The 22,226-nt window shown below is 61.9% G+C and carries 22 protein-coding genes; 19 read left to right on the forward strand and 3 right to left on the reverse strand.

The window, feature by feature from the left end; translation table 11 throughout:
* Positions 1–57: 57 nt before the first annotated feature.
* The gene (locus tag DFO46_RS06600) at positions 58–483 is read left to right on the forward strand and encodes a L,D-transpeptidase (protein WP_110790571.1); all 426 of its coding nucleotides are present in this window, start codon (positions 58–60) and stop codon (positions 481–483) included.
* Between the two features lie 15 nt (positions 484–498).
* On the opposite strand, the gene DFO46_RS06605 is transcribed toward DFO46_RS06600, so the two are convergent.
* Entirely contained in the window at positions 499–1,224 is a 726-nt protein-coding gene (locus tag DFO46_RS06605) for a Crp/Fnr family transcriptional regulator (RefSeq protein WP_110790570.1), read from the reverse strand.
* A gap of 197 nt (positions 1,225–1,421) precedes the next feature.
* On the opposite strand from DFO46_RS06605, the gene hemN reads away from it, so the two are divergent.
* The 8 genes from hemN to DFO46_RS06645 all read left to right on the forward strand — a co-directional run bounded on the left by hemN (position 1,422) and on the right by DFO46_RS06645 (position 9,193).
* Entirely contained in the window at positions 1,422–2,771 is a 1,350-nt protein-coding gene (gene hemN / locus DFO46_RS06610; protein WP_120276755.1) for an oxygen-independent coproporphyrinogen III oxidase, read from the forward strand.
* A gap of 105 nt (positions 2,772–2,876) precedes the next feature.
* A complete protein-coding gene (locus DFO46_RS06615) occupies positions 2,877–3,155 on the forward strand; it encodes an acyl carrier protein (RefSeq protein ID WP_027675812.1) in 279 nt (92 codons plus the stop codon).
* Between the two features lie 27 nt (positions 3,156–3,182).
* A complete protein-coding gene (locus DFO46_RS06620) occupies positions 3,183–3,656 on the forward strand; it encodes a 3-hydroxyacyl-ACP dehydratase FabZ family protein (RefSeq protein WP_110790568.1) in 474 nt (157 codons plus the stop codon).
* A gap of 105 nt (positions 3,657–3,761) precedes the next feature.
* Positions 3,762–4,964, forward strand: coding sequence for a beta-ketoacyl-ACP synthase (locus tag DFO46_RS06625; protein WP_120276756.1), 1,203 nt, complete (start codon positions 3,762–3,764; stop codon positions 4,962–4,964).
* A gap of 13 nt (positions 4,965–4,977) precedes the next feature.
* Positions 4,978–6,267, forward strand: coding sequence for a beta-ketoacyl-ACP synthase (locus DFO46_RS06630; protein WP_110790987.1), 1,290 nt, complete (start codon positions 4,978–4,980; stop codon positions 6,265–6,267).
* 59 nt (positions 6,268–6,326) lie between these two features.
* Positions 6,327–7,355 carry a zinc-binding dehydrogenase gene (locus DFO46_RS06635; RefSeq protein ID WP_110790566.1) on the forward strand — a complete coding sequence of 343 codons (1,029 nt, stop codon included), beginning with the start codon at positions 6,327–6,329 and terminating at the stop codon, positions 7,353–7,355.
* Entirely contained in the window at positions 7,351–8,289 is a 939-nt protein-coding gene (locus DFO46_RS06640) for a lipid A biosynthesis lauroyl acyltransferase (protein ID WP_183041925.1), read from the forward strand. Before DFO46_RS06635 ends, DFO46_RS06640 begins: the two co-directional genes overlap by 5 nt.
* Positions 8,290–8,455: 166 nt before the next feature.
* The gene (locus tag DFO46_RS06645) at positions 8,456–9,193 is read left to right on the forward strand and encodes a PAS domain-containing protein (protein ID WP_110790564.1); all 738 of its coding nucleotides are present in this window, start codon (positions 8,456–8,458) and stop codon (positions 9,191–9,193) included.
* A gap of 58 nt (positions 9,194–9,251) precedes the next feature.
* Here DFO46_RS06645 and DFO46_RS06650 read toward each other — a convergent pair whose 3' ends face one another.
* The gene (locus DFO46_RS06650) at positions 9,252–9,797 is read right to left on the reverse strand and encodes a hemerythrin domain-containing protein (RefSeq protein WP_245422517.1); all 546 of its coding nucleotides are present in this window, start codon (positions 9,795–9,797) and stop codon (positions 9,252–9,254) included.
* Positions 9,798–10,033: 236 nt separating this feature from the next.
* Between DFO46_RS06650 and ccoN the strand changes: the two genes are divergently transcribed.
* The 10 genes from ccoN to DFO46_RS06700 all read left to right on the forward strand — a co-directional run bounded on the left by ccoN (position 10,034) and on the right by DFO46_RS06700 (position 21,102).
* Positions 10,034–11,677: a cytochrome-c oxidase, cbb3-type subunit I gene (ccoN, locus tag DFO46_RS06655; protein ID WP_120276758.1), complete on the forward strand. Its 1,644-nt coding sequence runs from the start codon at positions 10,034–10,036 to the stop codon at positions 11,675–11,677.
* Between the two features lie 11 nt (positions 11,678–11,688).
* Positions 11,689–12,420, forward strand: a complete 732-nt coding sequence (gene ccoO, locus DFO46_RS06660) for a cytochrome-c oxidase, cbb3-type subunit II (RefSeq protein ID WP_120276759.1) — start codon at positions 11,689–11,691, stop codon at positions 12,418–12,420.
* Between the two features lie 10 nt (positions 12,421–12,430).
* On the forward strand, positions 12,431–12,583 hold the full coding sequence (locus DFO46_RS06665; RefSeq protein WP_062278494.1) for a CcoQ/FixQ family Cbb3-type cytochrome c oxidase assembly chaperone: 153 nt from the start codon (positions 12,431–12,433) through the stop codon (positions 12,581–12,583).
* Between the two features lie 3 nt (positions 12,584–12,586).
* Positions 12,587–13,453 (forward strand): cytochrome-c oxidase, cbb3-type subunit III, encoded by an 867-nt coding sequence (gene ccoP, locus DFO46_RS06670; RefSeq protein WP_120276760.1) that lies wholly within the window; start codon positions 12,587–12,589, stop codon positions 13,451–13,453.
* Between the two features lie 169 nt (positions 13,454–13,622).
* Positions 13,623–15,209, forward strand: a complete 1,587-nt coding sequence (gene ccoG / locus DFO46_RS06675; RefSeq protein ID WP_120276761.1) for a cytochrome c oxidase accessory protein CcoG — start codon at positions 13,623–13,625, stop codon at positions 15,207–15,209.
* Complete coding sequence (locus DFO46_RS06680) at positions 15,206–15,694, forward strand: FixH family protein (protein ID WP_110790559.1); 489 nt, start codon at positions 15,206–15,208, stop codon at positions 15,692–15,694. Before ccoG ends, DFO46_RS06680 begins: the two co-directional genes overlap by 4 nt.
* Positions 15,695–15,696: 2 nt before the next feature.
* Complete coding sequence (locus DFO46_RS06685) at positions 15,697–18,006, forward strand: cation-translocating P-type ATPase (protein WP_120276762.1); 2,310 nt, start codon at positions 15,697–15,699, stop codon at positions 18,004–18,006.
* Complete coding sequence (gene ccoS / locus DFO46_RS06690; RefSeq protein WP_110790557.1) at positions 18,003–18,158, forward strand: cbb3-type cytochrome oxidase assembly protein CcoS; 156 nt, start codon at positions 18,003–18,005, stop codon at positions 18,156–18,158. The genes DFO46_RS06685 and ccoS overlap by 4 nt, the downstream gene beginning before the upstream one ends.
* A 99-nt stretch (positions 18,159–18,257) precedes the next feature.
* Positions 18,258–19,679, forward strand: a complete 1,422-nt coding sequence (gene gndA / locus DFO46_RS06695) for an NADP-dependent phosphogluconate dehydrogenase (RefSeq protein ID WP_120276763.1) — start codon at positions 18,258–18,260, stop codon at positions 19,677–19,679.
* 244 nt (positions 19,680–19,923) lie between these two features.
* Positions 19,924–21,102 (forward strand): GGDEF domain-containing protein, encoded by a 1,179-nt coding sequence (locus tag DFO46_RS06700; RefSeq protein ID WP_183041851.1) that lies wholly within the window; start codon positions 19,924–19,926, stop codon positions 21,100–21,102.
* Positions 21,103–21,163: 61 nt separating this feature from the next.
* Here DFO46_RS06700 and DFO46_RS06705 read toward each other — a convergent pair whose 3' ends face one another.
* Complete coding sequence (locus DFO46_RS06705) at positions 21,164–22,195, reverse strand: LacI family transcriptional regulator (RefSeq protein ID WP_110790554.1); 1,032 nt, start codon at positions 22,193–22,195, stop codon at positions 21,164–21,166.
* Between the last annotated feature and the right edge of the window lie 31 nt (positions 22,196–22,226).

Below are 22,226 nucleotides of genomic sequence, written 5' to 3' on the forward strand. Positions count from 1 at the left end.
TTGGACGCCGGGATCTACACTGCTGCCGGGCAAAGGGGTGCCCTGGCGGGGGAAGGCATGCGCGCGATTGCAGCGTTGGGAGCATTGATCATTGCGGCTTCACTGCCGGTGATGGCTGAAGCGCGTTCTCTGGTCGCCAAAGTCAGCATTTCCGCGCAGACGATGACGGTGTCTGAAAACGGGATCGTTCTCTATCGCTGGAAGGTGTCGACCGGGCGTTCAGGTTATTCGACGCCGACCGGTTCCTGGCGTGCCAAGTGGGCCTCGCTTCATCATCGCTCGCGCAAGTATGACAATGCGCCGATGCCATATGCGGTGTTTTTCAACGGGGGCTATGCGGTGCACGCCACGTATGACGTCAAACATCTCGGGCGACCGGCATCGCATGGCTGCGTGCGGCTTCATCCGGACAATGCCGCGCAGTTTTACACGCTTGCGCGGCGGAATGGCCTCGGCAATACCCGGATCCTGATTTCCCGTTGAGCGGCTTGCGACGGCTCAGTCGATTCCGGCTGCATCGCGCAGGCGGTCGATCTTCGGAACGATCACGTGACGATTGTTCTCGATGACGATGATTCCGTCCTTGCGCAGTTTGGTCATCTGACGGCTTACCGTCTCGATCGTCAGGCCGAGGAAGTCGGCGATATCGGCGCGCGAGAGCGGCAGGTCAAACGTTTGCGTCTTGCCGGTTTCGGGATCGATATGCGTTGCGATCAGATAGAGGAAGCTCGCCACCTTTTCCTGTGCGGTCTTGCGGCCCAGCGTCAGCATCCAGTCGCGGGCCTCATCCAGCTCCTTCAGGGACTGGTTGTGCAGCTTACGCTCCATATCCGGCACTTCGCCGACCATGCGGTCGATGACATTGCGCGGAAATGTGCAGATCTCGGTATCGGTTGCGGCTTCCGCCGTGATCGTGCTTTCGCCGAGGAAGGGGCGGCCGAGAAAATCGGGGGCAAATTGCAGGCCGACTATCTGCTGACGGCCGTCCGCCATCATTTTCGACAGCTTGATCACGCCCTTGAGAATGTTGCTGTAGCTGCCGACGGTTTCACCCTGTCCGATGACCTCGTTGCCAGCTTCGATGCGGCGGCGAATGGAGTGCCGATTGAGCTCGCCCAACTGGCTCGCTGTCAGAACCGAGCAAAGTCCGCCATGACGCGCCTCGCAAGAGCGACAGACGGCCGGCGCTTCGCATTCCGGCAGGTGCTTCAGGTAAGTGTCCATTGTGTCATGCCGCCCCGTCGTGCCCGTCGGTGGTTTTACACTAGCCAACGGCGACCCATATGGCCGTTTCGGCCTCTGAGTTTCTCAAGAACTCTACTCAAGAAATGTATCAGCAAATTGATCGAAGTCAAAGGCTGCCGTGTCGCAGGCCTCTATCTTTGGTCGCAGATCGAGATCGTTTCGAGGCATCCACCGTCATGCAGAATTCACTCCTTGCCAGATATTCCGGGGCCGTGCCGCGCTACACGAGTTATCCCACCGCACCGCATTTCCACGAGGGCATCAATCCGGGTGTGTATGCCGACTGGCTGGGGTCGATCACCGGTGACCAGCGGCTCTCTCTCTACCTGCACATCCCCTATTGCGATCGTCTCTGCTGGTTCTGTGCCTGCCATACCAAGCACACATTGAAATATGAGCCGATTACGATCTACCTGGAATCGTTGAAGAAAGAAATTGCTGCTGTCGGCGGCCTGGTGTCGCAGGACGCCTTGGTCAGCGCGGTGCATTTCGGTGGTGGATCGCCGACCATGCTGCGGCCCGAGGATCTCATCGGACTGATGGCGGCGCTGCGCGAAGCCTTCCATTTTGCCGATGACGTCGAGATCAGCGTCGAGATGGATCCGAACGATCTCGATGAGCCGCGCTATGATGCGCTGGCCGCAATCGGGATGACGCGGGCCAGCCTCGGCGTTCAGGACTTCCACCCAGAGGTGCAGCGCGCCATCAACCGGATCCAGACCTTCGACCACACGAAATCGGTGGTGGATGCAGTCAGGGCGCGTGGTGTGCATTCGGTCAATTGCGATATCCTTTACGGCCTTCCGCACCAGACCGAAGAGACCCTTGCTGAAACGGTGCGCGACATTCTCTCGCTCGCCCCCGATCGCATCGCGCTTTTCGGCTATGCCCATGTGCCGTGGATGAAGAAGCATCAGACTATGATTAAGCAGGAGGTTCTGCCGGGCATCGAGGCGCGGTTTGCCCAGATGAACCTTGCGGCCCGCATGCTGGTCGAGGCCGGCTACGAACCTGTCGGCATCGACCATTTCGCCCGGCCGACCGACAGCATGGCGGTGGCGCAGAGGGAAGGGCGCCTGCGCCGCAATTTCCAGGGTTATACCGACGATGCGGCCGAGGCCTTGATCGGGCTTGGTGCATCCTCGATCGGGCAGTTGCCGCAGGGCTATGTGCAGAACATGCCGGCAACCGGAGAATACCAGCGCATGGCCGACAATGGCGGCCTGGCTGTGGTGCGTGGGGTTGCCGTCACCGACGACGACCGGATGCGCCGTCGGGTGATCGAGGAGATCATGTGTCGCTTCGAGCTCTCCTTCGATACCCTGCGCCAGGAATTCGGCACGGCTGTTGACGAGATCGTCAGGGAGGCCCGTGCGTTCGCCCAGTCGAACCAGGACGACATCTGTCGTCTGGACGGTGATCGCTTCGTCGTCACGGGGGCTGGACGGCCATTCGCGCGCACGATTGCCGCCGTCTTCGACAGCTACCTCTCGAATGGCAAGGGGCGCCATTCCATTGCTGTTTAGGCAACACCTCAGGGGCAAATGTCGCGGTCGCGAAAAACGACCATTGGCATTTCCCTGTGTTTTCCCTATGTGGAACACAGAATTTGAGACATATGAGGTACTGGCGTGACCGCTACATTCGACAAAGTTGCAGACATCATCGCAGACACCAGCGAAATCGATCGCGAGACGATTACGCCTGAGAGCCATACGATTGATGACCTCGGCATCGACAGCCTCGATTTCCTCGACATCGTTTTCGCGATCGACAAGGAATTCGGCATCAAGATCCCGCTCGAGCAGTGGACGCAGGAAGTCAACGAAGGCAAGGTCTCGACCGAGGAATACTTCGTCCTGAAGAACCTCTGTGCCAAGATCGACGAGCTGAAGGCCGCCAAGGGCTGATCCGTCTCCAGAAGGGCGGATGTCTTCATGCTGCTTGAATATTTCCAGATGATTGACAAGGTCGAGAGCGTGGATCTCGGCCTTGGTCGTTTGAAGGCCCAGTCGGTCGTGCCGATGGAAAGCCCCGTTTTCGAGGGCCATTTCCCCGGCATGCCGCTTGTGCCCGGCGTTCTCCTGATCGAGACGATGGCACAGGCCTCGGGCATGCTGTTGCTCGCGGTCAAGGATTTTTCCGCCATGCCCTTCCTGATGTCCGTCGATGGCGCCAAGATGCGCACCTTCGTCGAACCGGGCGCCGTCCTCGATATCGAGGCGGAGCTTGAGCATGACGGGTCGGGATTTGCCGTCACCAAGGCGAAGATCACCAGTGCCGGCAAGAAGGTCTGCGACGCCCAGCTGAAGCTGCGTACCGTGCCCTTTTCCGAGGTGCCGCTCGCGCCGATCGTGCGCAAACGTGCTGAGGAAGTGGGCCTGATCGCCGCCATGGCTGCCCAGGGCTAAAGGCCTCACAGCTGCGCTTTGGCGCAATCGCCTCTTGACCTTGGGGCCTTATTCGGGAAAACCCGCTTTTTAACGTCGGCCCTCATGCCGGCGAGAGGATTGCATATGGTCAAACAGCCGAATGATGTGGTGATCACCGGGATTGGCATTGTTACCTGCCATGGAACGGGCAAAGAGCCGCATATCGCCCTTCTGTCGTCCCCCAAAGCGCCCGAACCGGTGCTGGAGACGGAGAAGTTCAAGCCCTACGTCGTGCACCGCCTGCCTGAGATCGACTGGTCTGCCCAGATCGGCCGCAAGGACCAGCGACAGATGGAAAACTGGCAGCGCCTCGGCGTGTTCGCTGCGGGCCTCGCGCTCGACGATGCCGGCATGAAGGACGATGTCGAGGCCTGTGGCGCGATGGACCTGATCGTGGCGGCAGGCGGTGGCGAGCGTGACATTGCCGTCGACAGCCTGATCGTCGACGAGGCGCTGAAGCGCAATGACCGCGAACGGCTGTTGATCGAGAAGCTGACGACCGAACTTCGCCCGACACTTTTCCTCGCGCAGCTCTCCAATCTGCTCGCCGGCAACATCTCCATCGTGCACAAGGTGACGGGTTCGTCGCGCACCTTCATGGGTGAAGAATCCTCCGGTATTTCCGCCATCGAAACCGCCTTTGCCCGGATCAAGGCCGGCCAGTCGACCCATACGCTGGTCGGCGGGGCCTTCATTGCCGAGCGCCCCGACATCCTGCTCTTGGTCGAGGGTATCCGGGCCCACCAGACCGGGCCCTGGCAGCCGCTCTGGTCGCGTGATGGTGAGAACGGTGGCGGCATGATCCTGGGCACGGTCGGTGCCTTCCTGGTGCTCGAATCCCGTGAACATGCCGAAGCACGTGGTGCGCATATCTATGCCGTCCTCGATGCCGTCGAAGGCGATCGCGGCAATCGCGACGAGGGCAAGCTTGAGAGCCGCCTTAATCGCATTGCGCCCGAGGCCTCCAGGCTTTCGGCAGACGATACGATCATCTTCTCCGGCGCGTCGGGCCTTGCCGAACTGACGCAACGTGAGAAGGCTTCCCTTACGGAACGCTTCCCCGGCATGCCGGTGCGCGGCTTTGCCGGCTCGATTGGCCATTCACTCGAAGCGCAGTTCCCGGCAGGTCTTGCGCTCGCAGCGCTTGCCATCGATTCCGGTGCGGTCGTGCCCGCCTTCGATGCCGCCCATGAAACCGCGCAAGCCACCGCTGCCCGGCATGCCATCGTGACGACCGTCGGTTATGTGCGCGGCGAAGGCCTCGCCGTGCTGTCGGCAGATGCGTGAAGAGGATCGATCGATGACTGACACCCGCTTCAAGGATCATCTCGGCCGCCCGATCGTCGCCGTCACCGGCATGGGCGTGATCACCTCGCTCGGCCAGGGGCTCGCAGACAATTGGGCGAAGCTCACATCCGGCCAGTCCGGCATCCATTACATCAAGCGCTTCGAGACCGAGGGCATGTCGACCCGGATCGGCGGCACGGTCGATTTTATCGCTGTGCCGGCCAATAATGCGGTCGAGCGTTCCTATGCGCTGGCGCGTGAAACCACCATCGAAGCGCTGGCTCAGGCCGGCCTCAATGGTGACTTCAATGGCCCGCTCTTCCTTGCCGCTCCGCCGGTGGAGCCGGAATGGCATGACCGCTTTGCGCTCGCCGAGCGCGCGCCACCGTCGACCGAACCGGGCGACGCGTATGTGCGCTTCCTCGCCGCCATGCGCGAAAAGCCGGATCCGGTCTTCCTCGAAGCCGTACAGTTCGGGTCGATCTCAGAGCGGCTGGCCGACAAGTTCGGCACGCGCGGCCTGCCGGTGACGCTGTCGACGGCCTGTGCCTCCGGTGCGACCGCCATCCAGCTCGGCGTCGAAGCGATCCGCCAGGGCCGCACTAACAGGGCGCTGACCGTTGCCACCGATGGTTCGATCAGCCCGGAATCGGTGATCCGCTTCTCGCTGCTCTCGGCGCTGTCGACCCAGAACGATCCGCCGGAAAAGGCCTCGAAGCCATTCAGCAAGGAACGCGACGGTTTCGTCATTGCGGAAGGGGCGGCAACGCTCGTGTTGGAATCCTTGGAAGCGGCTGTCGCCCGTGGCGCCAAAGTGCTCGGTGTGATCAAGGGCTGCGGCGAAAAGGCCGACTATTTCCACCGTACCCGCTCGTCTCCGGACGGCGGGCCGGCGATTGCCACGATCAAGGCGGCACTGGCCGATGCGGGTCTGTCGGAAGATGCCATCGGCTATATCAACGCCCACGGCACCTCGACGCCGGAGAATGACAAGATGGAATATGGCGCGATGCTGTCGGTCTTTGGTGACCGGCTGAAGGACGGCATTCCCGCCTCATCGAACAAGTCGATGATCGGCCATACGCTGACGGCGGCTGGTGCCGTCGAGGCCGTCTTCTCCATCCAGACCATGCTGACCGGCACGTTGCCGCCGACGATCAACTACGCCAATGCCGATCCGTCGATCGTGCTCGACGTGGTGCCGAATGTGAAGAGGGAGGCCTCGGTTTCGGCCGTTCTCTCCAATTCCTTCGGTTTCGGCGGTCAGAACGCCAGCCTTGTCATGACGCGGGATCCGGCGTAATCCGCCCCGCATTCACCTTTTAGACCTGAACTGACGCCCGATGGGCGGGGATCCACCACATGCGCGCATTGCAACTCGTCGAAGACCGAAAGCTTGAAATCGTCGACCTGCCGGAGCCGGATGCTCCGGGTCCCGGCGAAGTGACGCTGCGCGTTAAGGCGGTGGCGCTCAACCACATCGACGTCTGGGGCTGGCGCGGCATGGCCTTTGCCAAGCGTAAGATGCCGCTCGTCATCGGGGCCGAAGCCTCTGGCGTTGTCGAGGCGATCGGGCCGGGCGTTGGCAATATCCTGCCGGGGCAGCTTGCCGCGATCTATGGCGCGCGCACCTGTGGTCTATGCAAGCCCTGCCGCGAAGGGCGCGACAATCTCTGCGAAAACGTCTCCGGCGTGCACGGCTTCCATCTCGACGGCTTTGCCCAGGAAAAGATCAACCTGCCGGCCCGCCTGCTCGTTCCGGCCCCTCCGGGGGTCGACGCAATCGGTGCGGCCCTTGCTCCCGTCACCTTTGGCACGGTCGAGCACATGCTGTTCGACAACGCCAAGCTCGAGCCGGGTGAAACCATCCTCATCCATGCCGGCGGTTCCGGTATCGGTACGGCGGCCATCCAGCTTGCCAAGAAAATCGGCTGCACCGTGATCACCACCGTCGGCTCCGACGACAAGATCGAACCGGCCAAGGCGCTCGGTGCCGATCACGTCATCAACTATCGCACGGACCGTTTCGAAGGTGTGGTGCGCAAGATCACCAAGAAGAAGGGCGTCGACGTCGTCTTCGAACATGTCGGCAAGGACACCTTTGCCGCCTCCATGTTCTCGTTGAAACGCGGTGGGCGTCTGGTGACCTGTGGTTCGACCTCGGGCGTGTCGACCGAGGTCAATCTGATGATGCTGTTCCAGCAGCAGCTGAAATTGCTAGGCTCTTTCGGCTGCCGCATGGAAAACATGGCTGACGCCATGCAGAAGATGGCGCGCGGTCTTGTGCATCCTGTCATCGACACGCAGGTCTCCTTCGACGATATCGACAAGGCGCTTTCCCGGATGGAAGGCCGCCAGGTGTTCGGTAAGATCATCCTGAAGATGGATTGATCCCGTGCGGATGTTCATCACCCGGATCGTGCTCTTTCTGCGCAAGGCCTATCACTGGACTGTTGCGCAGGCGGCTTTCGGGTTCTTGACCGCGCTCAAGGTGCTTCCGGCCGATGCGGCGATCAATTTCGCCGACGGGCTGATGCGCTGGGTGGGTCCGAAGACCAAGCGTCACCGCCTGATGCAGGTCAATCTGCACAACGCTTTTCCGGAAAAATCAGAGGAAGAGCGCGAGGCAATCGCGCTGGCGAGCTGGGGCCATATGGGGCGGCTCGTGGCCGAATATGTCTTCCTCGATCGGCTCTTCGACTTCGATCCGGCAAGGCCGGGCGAGGGCAGGGTCGACGTCTCGGGCGTTGAGCAATTCCTCGACCTGCGGGATAACCCGCGTCCTTTCATCGTCTTTACCGGCCACACGGCCAATTTTGAGTTGCTGCCGGTCGCGGGTGCGGCCTTCGGCCTCTACGTCACTGTGCTGTTTCGTCCGCCGAACAATCCCTATGTCGCGGAGAAGGTGTTCAATTTCCGCAAGAAGCGGATGGGCAAGCTTGTGCCTTCTCACGCCGGCTCCTCCTTTGCGCTGGCGCGCCAGCTGGAGCAGGGCGGGGGCGTCGGCGTGCTTGTCGACCAGAAATTCAAGAAGGGGGTCGAAACCCGTTTCTTCAACAATCCGGTCCGGACCAATCCGCTTCTCGCCAAGCTCGCCCGCCAGTTTGAATGTGAGGTCTATCCCGCGCGCTGCATCCGGCTTCCCGGCAACCGATTCCGCCTCGAAATCGAGCCGGCCATCAGCCTGCCGCACAATGCAAAGGGCCAGATCGACGTCAATGCGACGTCGCAGGTGCTCAACGACAAGGTCGAATCATGGGTGCGGGAGTTTCCGGAACAGTGGCTGTGGTACCACGACAGATGGGACATTAAGGGCAAGATTTAACCCCTCATTTTTGGCAGATATAAGCGTTTCATACGCAACATTTTTTGGGCTGGCCGTTTCACGGCACCTGCGGCGATTGAAGGTGATGCCACCTCATGTTACGGCACCGCACAGGAACTGTGTGACGGCGCGTCGATGTTTGTCACACTGATGCGTGAGGTGGTGGATGTCCATTGGCGAATTCCGAGATGTAAATCTGCGCCTGTTGTCAGACGCGGTGTCGGTGAAGAATCGTCAGTTGCAACAGGCGATCCGGAACGGGAACGATGAGTTGGTCAGGGCGCTCGACCGTGAAATCGATCCTCTTCTGACGGAGCTGATCAGTTACCGGGCGAGCCATACGGACGACATCTACCTGCAGATGCGGCTGGTGACGACATTCCTTCGGGAAGACGCGGACGACCGTGCCTGCGTGCTGCGCCATGCCTCCACGCTTTCCTTGCTGGTCGAACGTTATTTCGGACCGCGCCGCGGGCATGCCGCGACCGCAGTCTGGTCACCGGCCGCAATGGACGCGCCGGTTGCCGATGACGAAGAGATGCTGAACGAGACCATCCTCAACAATCTGCCCGAGCGGATTGCAGTGGTCACGCGCGACTACCGCTACCTCTTCGCCAATCCGCCGATGGCACAGATGCTGGGCGCCGCCCAGATGGATCTGATCGGGCAGAGCGTATTCGAGGTTCGCCTCGAGCCGGAAGTCCGCGAACCCATGCGCGAGGCGCTGGATCTGGCGTTCTCCGGCCGGGTGGGGGCGCTCTCCGCCGTGTTCCGTTCTGCTATGGATGGCCGGATCGTGCTTCGCGCACGCTACAGTCCGTTGCGGGCAGCGCAGGGACTGGTCAGCGGCGCCGTGCTGACTTTCGGCGATGCGGCGCCGATGGTCGGTGATATCGCGGCCTGAGCCTGATCTGGGCAATGTGCCTGACACGGAAACCGGTCAGCGGACGGATGCCCTTGGGCTACAGCATGCCTTCCTGGCCCACTCCCATCAGCAGATGTTCGCGTTCGAAGGCGATGTGGCGTCTCAGCCCTTCGAAGAAACCTCGCAGCATGTAGCCGACAGCCTCCATGTTCACGGCGGCACCTGAGCCCAGCCGCAGCAGCGCGTCGGTCAGTTCCTCCGCAAAACACTCGTCTTCGCAATGTTCGAACTTCAGACGTTCGAGCGTCGTGGAGAGGTGGTCGTTGGCTTCCGGACGCGCCTGCAGGTGCGGGAAGAGCACCGTTTCCTCATAGTGGTGAATGCCCTTGATCAGGGGCCCCAGAGCCTTCGCTGCATAGATGCATTTCTGCCTGTTGACGCTCGCCGGCAGGGAGTCGGCGATGTCCTCGAGCTCCTGGCAGAGAGCGAGCTGCTCTTCATGGGCCCGGTAAAGCCAGTCGAGCGTGCGCTGCCCCGAATCGAGACGGGCATTTCCGGTCTTCGTCTCGGTCGGGCCGGCCGAATATGTGGTCGTGGTGGTGAGCATGTCCGATTTCTCCAACGGCGTACCGATCAGCAGCACGCCCGCACTCCTAGACACGCGTGCCGGGCCATTCCGCGATTGCTCCCGAACCTGGCCCGAGAGCCCGCAAACCCGGATGCGAAGCAGAAGGTCGCGAATTTTAGGGAAAGCCGCATTGACTTGGATCAAGGTGGTTTGCCCCTGCCGATGCGAATGGTGCAGTCGACGCGAGAGGATTCTCCTTCGGGAGCGGCCACCTCGCGATGAGATCAGCAAGCCGTTGGGGGATTCCAACAATGAACTATACTGTCGAGACTTTGGTGATGGCGGTCCTCGCCTTCACCGCGCTGCTCGGGGTGGCCTTCACCCAGGACAGCCTTTTCGCAGCCCATATGTGGGTTGCCTTCTTCGTGCTCACCGCCGGCACGATCGTGATGCTTCGGCGGATGACGTTCGCACCGACCACGGCTGGCGCTGCCGCCAACGTGCAGGTGAAGGCGTCCCAGTCGGAGTATTTCGATGAAGTCGTCCGATACGGGGTTATCGCTACCGTGTTCTGGGGCGTTGTCGGTTTTCTCGTCGGCGTCGTCGTGGCGCTGCAGCTGGCTTTTCCCGATCTCAACATCGAGCCATTCCTGAATTTCGGCCGCCTGCGTCCGCTGCACACCTCGGCCGTCATCTTTGCCTTCGGCGGCAATGCCCTGATCGCCACGTCTTTCTATGTGGTCCAGCGCACCTCGCGTCAGCGCCTGTTCGGCGGTTCGCTCGGCTGGTTCGTGTTCTGGGGCTATCAGTTCTTCATCATCATGGCTGCCACCGGCTACCTGCTGGGCATCACCCAGGGCCGTGAATATGCCGAGCCGGAATGGTATGTGGATCTCTGGCTGACCGTCGTCTGGGTCGCCTACCTGATCACCTTCATGGGCACGATCATGACCCGGAAGGAAAGCCATATCTATGTGGCAAACTGGTTCTATCTCGCCTTCATCGTCACCATCGCGATGCTGCATATCGTCAACAACCTGGCGATCCCGGTCTCGTTCCTCGGTGTGAAGAGCTACTCGGTCTTCTCCGGCGTGCAGGATGCGCTGACGCAGTGGTGGTACGGCCATAACGCCGTCGGCTTCTTCCTGACGGCAGGCTTCCTCGGCATGATGTACTACTTCGTGCCCAAGCAGGCCGGTCGCCCTGTTTATTCCTACCGCCTGTCGATCATCCACTTCTGGGCCCTGATCTTCATGTATATCTGGGCCGGTCCCCATCACCTGCACTATACGGCTCTGCCGGACTGGGCGCAGACGCTCGGGATGGTCTTCTCGATCATGTTGTGGATGCCCTCCTGGGGCGGCATGATCAACGGTCTGATGACGCTGTCTGGCGCCTGGGACAAGATCCGCACCGACCCGATCATCCGGATGATGGTCATTGCGATTGCCTTCTACGGCATGTCGACCTTCGAAGGCCCGATGATGTCGATCAAGGCCGTCAACTCGCTCAGCCACTATACCGAATGGACCATCGGTCACGTTCACTCGGGCGCACTCGGCTGGGTCGGCATGATCTCCTTCGGCGCGATCTACTACCTGACGCCGAAGCTGTGGAACCGCAACCGCCTCTACTCGCTGCGCCTGGTCAACTGGCACTTCTGGCTCGCCACGCTCGGTATCGTGGTCTATGCCGCCGTGCTCTGGGTTGCCGGTATCCAGCAGGGCCTGATGTGGCGCGAATATGATGCCCAGGGCTTCCTGGTCTACTCGTTCGCCGAATCGGTTGCCGCCATGTTCCCCTACTACGTCCTGCGGGCCGTCGGCGGTGGCATGTATCTGCTCGGCAGCGTGATCATGGCCTACAACATCCTGATGACCATCCTCGGCTATGAGCGCCAGGAAGCCCCGATCCCCGGATCGGTTGCTCCCGCCGCCCTGCAGCCGGCTGAATGAGGAGGGCTCCCATGTCCATTCTTGATAAACACGCAATCCTCGAGAAGAACACGAGCCTTCTCTTCCTCGGTTCGCTTCTGGTGGTCACCATCGGCGGTATCGTCGAGATCGCGCCGCTCTTCTACCTGGAGAACACCATCGAAAAGGTGGAGGGCATGCGTCCCTACTCGCCGCTCGAACTGGCCGGCCGCAACATCTACATCCGTGAAGGCTGCTATGTCTGTCACAGCCAGATGATCCGGCCGTTCAAGGACGAGGTCGAACGCTACGGACACTACTCGCTGGCGGCGGAGTCGATGTACGACCATCCGTTCCAGTGGGGCTCGAAGCGCACGGGTCCCGATCTCGCCCGTGTCGGCGACCGCTATTCGAACGAATGGCACGTCCAGCACCTGACCGAGCCGCGCGACGTCGTGCCGGAATCGATCATGCCGAGCTATTCCTACCTGAAGGAGACCCCGCTCAAGGTCACCAATGTCCAGATGGATCTGAAGGCAAACCGCATGGTCGGCGTGCCTTACTCGGATGAAATGGTTGAACTGGCGGCGGCCGATCTTGCCGCTCAGGCCGATCCGAATGCCGATACGTCGGGACTTCTGACCCGCTATCCCAAGGCCAAGGTCGGCGACTTCGACGGCAATCCGGCGCAGCTTTCCGAAATGGATGCGCTGGTCGCCTATCTGCAGATGCTCGGCACGCTGGTGGACTTCTCCACCTATGACGACGCCACTGGCTACCGCTGAGGAGGGACCCATGGAAACCTATACCGCCATGCGTCACTTCGCAGACAGCTGGGGCCTGCTTGCGATGGCCCTGTTCTTCGCCGGCGTCGTTGTCTTCACACTCCGCCCCGGCGGCAAGAAGTCGGCCGACGACGCGGCCAGCATCCCTCTCAAGGAGGATTGAAAAATGGCAGACCAAAAACACATCGACGAGATCAGTGGCGTCGAAACCACCGGCCATGAATGGGATGGCATTCGCGAACTCAACAATCCGATGCCGCGCTGGTGGGTCTATACCTTCTACGCGACCATTGTCTGGGCGATCGCCTATACGGTGTTCTATCCCGCCTGGCCGATGCTGACCGGCAATACCAAGGGGCTCCTGGGCTATTCCAGCCGCGCCGAGGTGGCACAGGAACTGGCGGCTGCCAAGACGTCGCAGATGGTCTATCTGGACAAGATCGCAGCGCTGCCGCTCGACCAGATCGTCGCTGACAAGGAACTCAACCAGTTTGCCATTGGCGGCGGTGCCGCCGCCTTCAAGGTCAACTGCGCACCTTGCCACGGCTCGGGTGCCGCCGGGGGTCCCGGCTATCCGAACCTCAACGATGACGACTGGCTCTGGGGTGGTGATCTCGAATCGATCCACACCACGATCGCCCACGGCATTCGTTACGATGGTGATCCGGACACCCGCGTCTCGGAAATGCCGGCCTTCGGCGAAATCCTCGACGCCGAGCAGGTCAAGCAGGTTGCCGCCTATGTCATCAGCCTCACCGGCACGCCGAGCGATGCCGCCCTGGTCGAACCGGGCAAGACGGTGTTCGCGGAAAACTGCGCCTCCTGCCACGGCGAAGACGCCAAGGGCGGACGGGACTTCGGTGCGCCTAACCTCGCTGACGCCATCTGGCTGAAGGTCGATGGTGAAGCCGGAATTGCTGCCCAGGTGCGCCAGCCGCGCCACGGGGTAATGCCGGCCTGGACCGCGCGTCTGGGGGATAGCACGGTCAAGCAGCTGACCGTTTACGTCCATTCGCTGGGCGGCGGCGAATAAGCCTGGACGGGATCAAACACTGCGGGCCGCATCCTCGATGCGGCCCGTCTTCGTTTATTGATATCGATAATCCTATGTATTGCGACGCTTCGCCGCTGCTTGACTTAAGTCAAGGCGGGGTGGCGGGCGAGGTGGGACAAGGCGAACATCAGAAGAGGGTTCTCCTGCCATGAACATGCATGCCGATCAGAACAAGGCCGTCGATCCGGTCGACGTCGAAAGACACGAGGCCGAGGCGGTCATGTCCGCCAAGACCCGCCGCCCGCTCTACGAAGCGCGCAAGAAGATCTTTCCCAAACGGGCCAATGGGCAGTTCCGGCAGTTCAAGTGGATCGTCATGGCGATCACCCTCGGGATCTACTACCTGACGCCCTGGCTGCGCTGGGACCGTGGTCCCTATGCGCCGGACCAGGCCGTGCTGATCGATATCGCTCATCGGCGCTTCTATTTCTTCTTCATCGAGATCTGGCCGCAGGAATTCATCTATGTTGCCGGCCTGCTCGTCATGGCGGGTTTCGGCCTCTTCCTGATTACCTCGGCGGTCGGCCGCGCCTGGTGTGGCTATACCTGTCCGCAGACCGTGTGGGTCGATCTGTTCCTGGTCGTCGAGCGTTTCATTGAAGGCGACCGCAATGCCCGCATCAAGCTCGAAGGCGCACCCTGGACCTTTGACAAGATCTGGAAGCGGGTGACGAAACATGTGGCCTGGATTGCCATCGGCGTCGCGACTGGTGGTGCATGGATCTTCTATTTTGCGGACGCGCCGTCTCTTGCCGTCGAGTTCTTCACCGGTCAGGCCGATCCGGTCGCCTATATCACCGTCGCGATCCTGACTGCCACGACCTATGTCTTCGGCGGGCTGATGCGCGAGCAGGTCTGCATCTACATGTGCCCCTGGCCGCGCATCCAGGCCGCCATGCTCGACGAGAAGTCGCTGGTCGTGACCTATAACGACTGGCGGGGCGAGCCGCGCACGCGGCATGCCAAGAAGGCGATTGCGGCCGGCGAAGCGGTCGGCGATTGCGTTGACTGCAATGCCTGTGTCGTCGTCTGTCCCATGGGTATCGACATCCGCGATGGGCAGCAGCTCGAATGCATCACCTGCGCGCTCTGCATCGATGCCTGCGACGGCGTCATGGACAAGATCGGCAAGCCGCGCGGCCTGATCGCCTATGCCACGCTCGAAGAATATCAGGCAAACATGGCGCTTGCCACCAACGACAACACCACGTCGGTTCAGCCGGCCAATGTCCGCAATACCGACGGCTCGTTCTCCGACAAGATCCGCCACTTCGACTGGCGCGTGATCTTCCGCGCGCGTACACTGCTCTACATGGGCGTGTGGAGCGCGGTCGGCATCGGCCTTCTGATCTCCCTGGTCGGCCGGGATCGGCTCGAACTCAACGTCCTGCACGATCGCAATCCGCAATTCGTGCTCGAGTCGGACGGATCGATCCGCAACGGGTACACGGTGCGCATCCTCAACATGATCGCCACGCCGCGCGAGATCGAAGTGTCGCTCGACAGCCTGCCGGAGGCGGTCATGAAGATCAACGGCGTCAACGAGCCGCCGGCCCGCACCTTCACCGTTTCCGTCGAACCGGATGAAGCCACAACGCTCAAGGTTTTCGTCACGTTGCCGGCCGCCTACGTCAAGACCGCGACCGAGGAGGTCACCTTCGTGGCGAAGGACAAGGACAGCACCGAACAGGACACCTATTCCGCCATCTTCAACGCCCCGGGAGCCAAGAAATGACCGCCAGAACCGCCAAGCCGTTCACCTTCACCGGCCGCCATATGCTGGCCGTCATGGTCGCCTTCTTCGGCGTGATCATCGCCGTCAACGTGACCATGGCCTATCTCGCAACGTCGACCTGGAGCGGGCTCGTGGTGCAGAACACCTATGTCGCCAGCCAGCAGTTCAACGGCAAGACGGAAGCCATCCGCCAGATGTTGGCAACGGGCATCAACGGTGAACTCGCCGTCAAGCGCGACGGCATCCGTTATCACCTGACCCTCCCGGGCAATGTGCCTGTTGTGGCCGACAGCGTGATCGCGCATTTCAAGCGTCCTGTCGGCGAACACCAGGATTTCGAGCAGGTGCTGACACCCGCTGGCGACGGCGTCTATCTCGCAGACCGCGACATTCTTGCCGGCAGCTGGATCGTCGAGATCAAGGCCGAGAAGGACGGAAAGCTGATCATGCACGAAGCCCACCGGATTGCCGTTTCGGGAGAATGACGATGAGTTGCTGTGCAGCCGGATCGGAAGGGGCGCTCGATATCGAGCGGGCAGGGCATGCGCTGCCCTCCGCCGAAGAATTGAAACTGTCGAGCCGCTCGGTCGGACCGGGCCTCTGGCAGGTCGACCTCAGCGTGCCGGCCGTTCATTGCGGCACCTGCATCACGACGGTCGAGCACGCCCTGAAAGCCCTGCCGCAGGTCGAGCGTGCCAGGGTCAACCTGTCGACCAAACGCGTTTCTGTGGTGTGGAAGGAAAGCGTCGACGGGGTGGAAACCGACCCGGTCTCGCTGCCACGCGCCATCGCCTCCACCGGCTACGAATCGCATCTGTTCACCGCAGCCGAGGAAGCGTCCGATTCCCTGCGCAATCAGTTGATCCGGGCGGTGGCCGTCTCCGGCTTTGCGGCGACCAATATCATGTTGCTCTCCGTCTCGGTCTGGTCGGGCGCGGATGCCTCGACCCGCGACATGTTCCACTGGATCTCGGCGATGATTGCGGCTCCGGCGCTGATCTATGCCGGCCGGTTCTTCTACCAGTCCGCCTGGAGCGCGGTGAAACACGGTCGCACCAACATGGATGTGCCGATTGCGATCGGCATCACGCTCTCCTATGCCGCCTCCCTGTGGGAGACCGTGCACCATGGTGAGCATGCCTATTTCGATGCCACGGCCTCGCTCCTCTTCTTCCTGTTGATCGGCCGCACGCTCGACCACGTCATGCGCGACCGGGCCCGCTCGGCCATTTCGGGCCTCGCGCGCCTGAGCCCGCGCGGAGCCATGGTGATCGGTGAGTTTGGCGTGCAGGATTACCGCGCCGTCGAGGATATCAAGATTGGCGACCGGATTGCGATTGCCGCCGGAGACCGGATACCCGTCGATGGGATCGTCATTTCAGGTGAAAGCGACCTTGATGTCTCGATCGTCAACGGTGAAAGCGCGCCTCAGTCCGTGCGCCCTGGATGCGCCGTGCAGGCGGGTACACTCAGCCTCACCGGGTCGCTGACGATTTCGGCAACCGCGACCGTCACCAATTCCTTCCTGGCCGAGATTATCCATCTGATGGAAGCGGCCGAAGGGGGTAGGGCGCGTTATCGGCGCATCGCCGACCGCGCCGCCCAGTTCTATTCGCCTGCCGTGCATCTGCTCGCCATCACGTCCTTCGTCACCTGGGGTCTCTACGACGGCGACTGGAAACATGCGATGATGGTTGCGATTGCCGTCCTGATCATCACTTGCCCCTGTGCGCTGGGTCTTGCCGTACCTGTGGTCCAGGTCGTGGCCGCCGGGCGGCTGTTCAAGGCGGGCATCATGGTCAAGGACGGTTCGGCCATGGAGCGACTGGCGCAAGTGGATGCGATTGCCTTTGACAAGACCGGCACCCTGACGCTCGGGCGGCCGCGTCTGGTGGAGGGGCCATCGGTCTCGGCGGACGCCTTTGCCACCGCTGCAGGGCTTGCCGCGCATTCCCGCCATCCCCTGTCGCGGGCGCTGTGGAGCGCCTATACGCTCCAGCCGCGCAGCTTTGATGGTGTGCGTGAGGTGCCGGGCGCCGGGGTTGAAGCCGTCACCGCTGAAGGCGTCTGGCGGCTTGGCCATCGCGCCTTTGCCTGTGGCGAGGCCAGGGCCGATCTGGTTGCCAAGCCTTATTCCGAAGTCGTCTTGTCACAAGATGGTGCCGAGATCGCGACGTTCCACTTCGAGGACATCCTGCGCCCGCGCGCCCAGCACTCGATTGGTCAGCTGAAGGCCTCCGGGTTCCGGCTCGGCATCCTCTCGGGCGACCGGGCTGTCGTGGTTGCCAAGATCGCCCGCGAACTCGGGATCGACAGCTGGCGTTCGGGCCTCAATCCGCGCCAGAAGGCCGAGGCCTGTGCGGAGGCCGCAGCCGAAGGTCGCAAGCTGCTGATGGTCGGCGACGGCATCAACGATGCGCCGGCGCTCGCGGCAGCCCATGTGTCCATGGCCCCTGCCACCGCCGCCGACGTCGGACGTCAGGCGGCCGACTTCGTCTTCATGCGCGACGGGCTCGACGCCGTTCCCTTTGCCATCGAGGCGTCGCGCCGTGCCGGTCGCCTGATCCGCGAAAATTTCGCGCTCGCCATCGGTTACAACGTGATTGCCGTTCCGATCGCATTGCTCGGCTATGCGACCCCGTTGATCGCGGCGGTCGCGATGTCGACGTCGTCGATCATCGTTGTCGCCAATGCGCTCAGGCTCAACAGTCTGGCGCTCGATGAGCCGCAGTCGGATGCTGGGTACGATGAGCAAAGTCGTGCCGCCGCCGCCATAGGCCCGAGGCTTGCCGCATGAACATGTTGATCTTCCTCATTCCGATCGCGCTCTTTTTGGGCGGTCTCGGCCTCTTCGCCTTTCTCTGGTCGTTGAAGAGCGGCCAGTATGACGATCTCGACGGTGCCGCCTGGCGGGTCATCACGGAGGACGAGGATCATCCTGCCGGGTGATACGGTCTGTTTACCGCCTGATCAAGAAATGCTCTTGCCGCCCCGCATTCATGATGCGACAAAGCGCCTTCTAATCGATTTGAATGCGGAGGTCGCGTTATGCAGCAGGCGGAAATCGGACTGATCGGACTGGGAGTCATGGGCTCCAATCTGGCGCTCAACATTGCCGAGAAAGGCAATCGGATTGCGGTCTTCAACCGGACTCCCGCCCGCACGGACGAATTCCTCGGCGAAGCCGGCGATCTTGCCGACCGCATCATTGGCTGCCACACGATCGAAGAATTCGTCGCGGCCATTCGCCCGCCTCGGCCGATCATCATCATGATCAAGGCCGGTGAGGCCGTTGACCAGCAGATGGCGGCCCTGATGCCGCATCTCGCCCAGAACGACATCATGATCGATGCCGGCAATGCCAATTTTCGCGACACCGTCGCCCGCTTTGAAAAGCTCGCCGGGACCGGATTTACCTTCATCGGCATGGGCGTGTCCGGCGGCGAAGAAGGTGCCCGCCACGGCCCGTCGATCATGGTCGGCGGCACCGAGGAGAGCTGGAAGCGCGTCGAGCCGGTGCTGACCTCGATTGCCGCCAAGTTCAATGGTGACCCCTGCGTCGCCTGGCTCGGCACCGATGGCGCCGGTCACTTCGTCAAGACGATCCACAACGGCATCGAATATGCCGACATGCAGATGATCGCCGAAGTCTACGGCATCCTGCGTGACGGCCTGAAGCTGTCTGCTCAGGAGATCGGCGAGATTTTTGGCCAGTGGAACAAGGGGCGCCTCAATTCCTACCTGATCGAGATCACCGAAAAGGTGCTGAAGGCCACCGATCCGGAAACCGGCAAGCCCATGGTCGATATCATCGTCGATGCCGCCGGTCAGAAGGGCACCGGCAAGTGGTCGGCGATCGAGGCGCAGAACCTCGCGGTGGCCGCCAGCGGCATCGAGGCTGCCGTTGCCGGCCGTGTCCTGTCGTCGCTGCGCGCAGAGCGCATGGCAGCTGAAAAACTCTTCGGACTGCCGGCGCTTGCCGAGGCGCCGAAGGACAAGGCGGCCTTCATCGCCGACCTCGAAAACGCGCTGCTCGCCGCCAAGCTCGCCGCCTATGCGCAGGGCTTTGCCGTGATGTCGGCCGCGTCCGCCGAGTTCAACTGGTCGCTGCCGATGCCGACGATCGCCCGCATCTGGCGCGCCGGCTGCATCATTCGCTCGCAGTTCCTCGACGAGATCACCTCGGCCTTCACCAAGGACCCGAATGTACCCAACCTCGTCGTGACCCCGGCCTTCGCCGCCATGGTCAAGGAAACCGATGGCGCGCTTCGTCGCGTCGTTGCCCATGCCGCGCTTTCCGGCCTGCCGGTTCCGGCGATCGCGTCCGCGCTCTCCTACTTCGACACCTATCGTCGTGGCCGGGGCACGGCGAACCTCATCCAGGCGCAGCGCGACTTCTTCGGCGCCCATGGGTTCGATCGTCTCGATGGCAAGGACATTCACCACGGCCCCTGGGCTGGTCAGTTCTGATCCAATATCGGTCACATGTGATTCGCGGCCCGTCCCCTCAGGGGCGGGCTTTTTTGCTTGCGATACTACCGAACACAGTGCGCAGCGGGTGCGAATTGGTGCGGCACGTTGTGCGTGCAGCGGAAAATAGCGGGAAGAAGCTGCTCTGGCTCAAATCCTAACGATCGCATTGATCAGTGGTTAAGAACTGCGCCCTAGCGTTGTCGTGCGGTTAATGTCGTCGCACGCAATCGAGGCTTTCTCTATGTCATTTTTAAACATCCCGACCATCATGTTCAGCGGTTTCGTGGTGCAGGCGGTGATGAGTTTTCTTTTCTGGCGCAACTGGCGCACGGAGCCGCAGCGCCAGGAGTTCCTGGTCTGGTCGGCCTCCTGCGGCAGTGCGGCGGTCGGCCTGCTGCTCATGGCATTTTATGCCGGTAGCTATAGCCTTGGCAGCGTCACCATTGGGCCGGGGCTCGTTCTGATGGGGCTTGCTCTGGCGTGGCAGGGGCTCCGTCGTTTCGATCATCGTTCGGTTGACCTCAATCTCGCTTCCGCCGGCCCGCTCCTGTGGATGGCGCTGACGACGATTGTGCCGATTTTTCAAGAAGATATTGCGGCGCGCCTGGCCCTGTCCGGCGTGCTGACGGCGGCCTATGCAGGTCTGGTCGTCTACGAGCATCGCCTGTCGGTGCGCGAAGAGCATCTGCCGGCCCGCCGCATGATCATGATGTGGTTTGCCGCGCATGGTGCGGTGGCGCTGCTTGCGGTTCCGGCCGCCCTGATCTGGCCTGTGGCGGGCGAGGGCAACCCGACCCTCTCGCAACCGATCTGGTACGGTTTGTTTGCGGTGGAACTGCTGCTGCATGGCGTCATTGCGGGTGTTGCCGCCTATCTTCTCATCAAGGAGAGGCTGCAACTCGAAAGCCGCTGGGCGGCGTCGACGGACACGCTGACGGGCCTCGTCAATCGCGGGACGTTTCTCGAAATGCTGCAGACCCTGTCCGTCAAGGTTCGCGGCGAGGGGGCCTTCCTCTATGTCGACGTTGACCACGTCAAGCGGATCAACGATCGTTTTGGCCACTCTGGCGGCGATCACGTTCTGAAGACCTGCGCCGATCTCATTGCACGGGAACTGCCGCAACACGCGCTTCTCGGCCGTCTCGCCGGTGCGGAGTTTGCGGCGTATATCCCGTTCTGCGATCTGGAAAAGGCGGAAGCGCTCGGCCATGTGATCTGCGAGAGCGTCGCGCAGCAGATCTTCACGCTCGGCGATGCCCTCGTCAGCGTCACGGTCAGTGTCGGCGTTGCTCATGGCGCGATGCAGGTGACGCCGGACGAGTTGCTGAAGCGTGCCGATGCGGCCCTGCATTCGGCCAAGGTCAACGGCCGCAATGCCGTCGTCGTCTGGCACGAGGGCGACCGTCCGTCCTATGCATGAGAGGGAGCGGGCAGGGGATCCTCCCTGCCGCTTTCGTGTCAGCCGCCCGCAGGCAGCCGCATCAGTCCCAGCGTGGTTCGCTGATGCTCTGTAACAGCTGTGGTTCCACACCGTCGATGCGGGCGATGACCGCCTTGGCGAGTTCGCGACCGGCCTGGCGGACATCCTCGTGAACGGTAATGATTTCCGGTCGGATCCATTTGAGGATCGGCGTGCTCTGTTTGGCGACCAGGTCGAGGTCGCGGCCGATCCGCAGTCCGGCCGCCTCGATCCCGGCATTGGCGGCAATGGCACTGCTGCCGGATGACGAGATGATTCCGTCGGGCGCGTCCGGTCCGCTCATCAGGTCCTGAACCCGTGCGCGGATCTGGTCGAGTGGCGCATCGATATTGATGTGCAGCGGCACTTCATCAGCGCCAAAGGCCTTCAGGCCACGCATGAAGCCAGTGAATGTGTGCTCGTAATAGGTCAGCTTGCTCGGCGGCGGCAGAAGCGCGATCCGGCGGCGGCCCTTGTTCACCAGGCGCTCGACGGCGGTGTAGGCGAATGCCTCGTTGTCGAAGTCGTGATAGGGGTGAGCCTCGCGCGTGTTGGTCCGCCCATGGGTGGCGAACGGCATGTTCTGCTCCATCAGCAGCTGCACTCGCGCGTCGTCGGGTTCGGTGCGCGAGATGATCACGCCGTCGGCGGACCCGGTCTCCAGGATGTACCGCACCGGCAACATCGGATCCTTGGTGTGGGCATGGGGTGTGACCACGATGTGGTAAGGCGTGCCGGACAGGACTTCCGAGATGCCGACTACCATCTGGTTGGAAAAGCCCAGGATCTCCTCGTCGATGCCGAGAACCAGCGCGATGACATTGGTCTTGCCGGTGCGCAGGCGCACGCCAGCGCGGTTCGGCTGATAGCCCAGCTGTCGGGCAACCATGCGCACGCGTTCTTTCGTTTCCGCGCCGATGTCGGGCGCATCCTTGAGCGCACGTGACACGGTCGTGATCCCGAGACCGGTCATGAAGGCGATCGTCTTCAGCGTCGGCCGTTCCTTCGGCGTCGCTGACCGATCCGTGAAGCCGTTGCCCTGATGTTCTGTCATCGTGTCCCCGCCACTCGCATAAGCCACGCTT

It is taken from the genome of Rhizobium sp. AG855 (assembly GCF_003610655.1).
Taxonomy (GTDB): Bacteria; Pseudomonadota; Alphaproteobacteria; order Rhizobiales; family Rhizobiaceae; genus Allorhizobium; species Allorhizobium wuzhouense.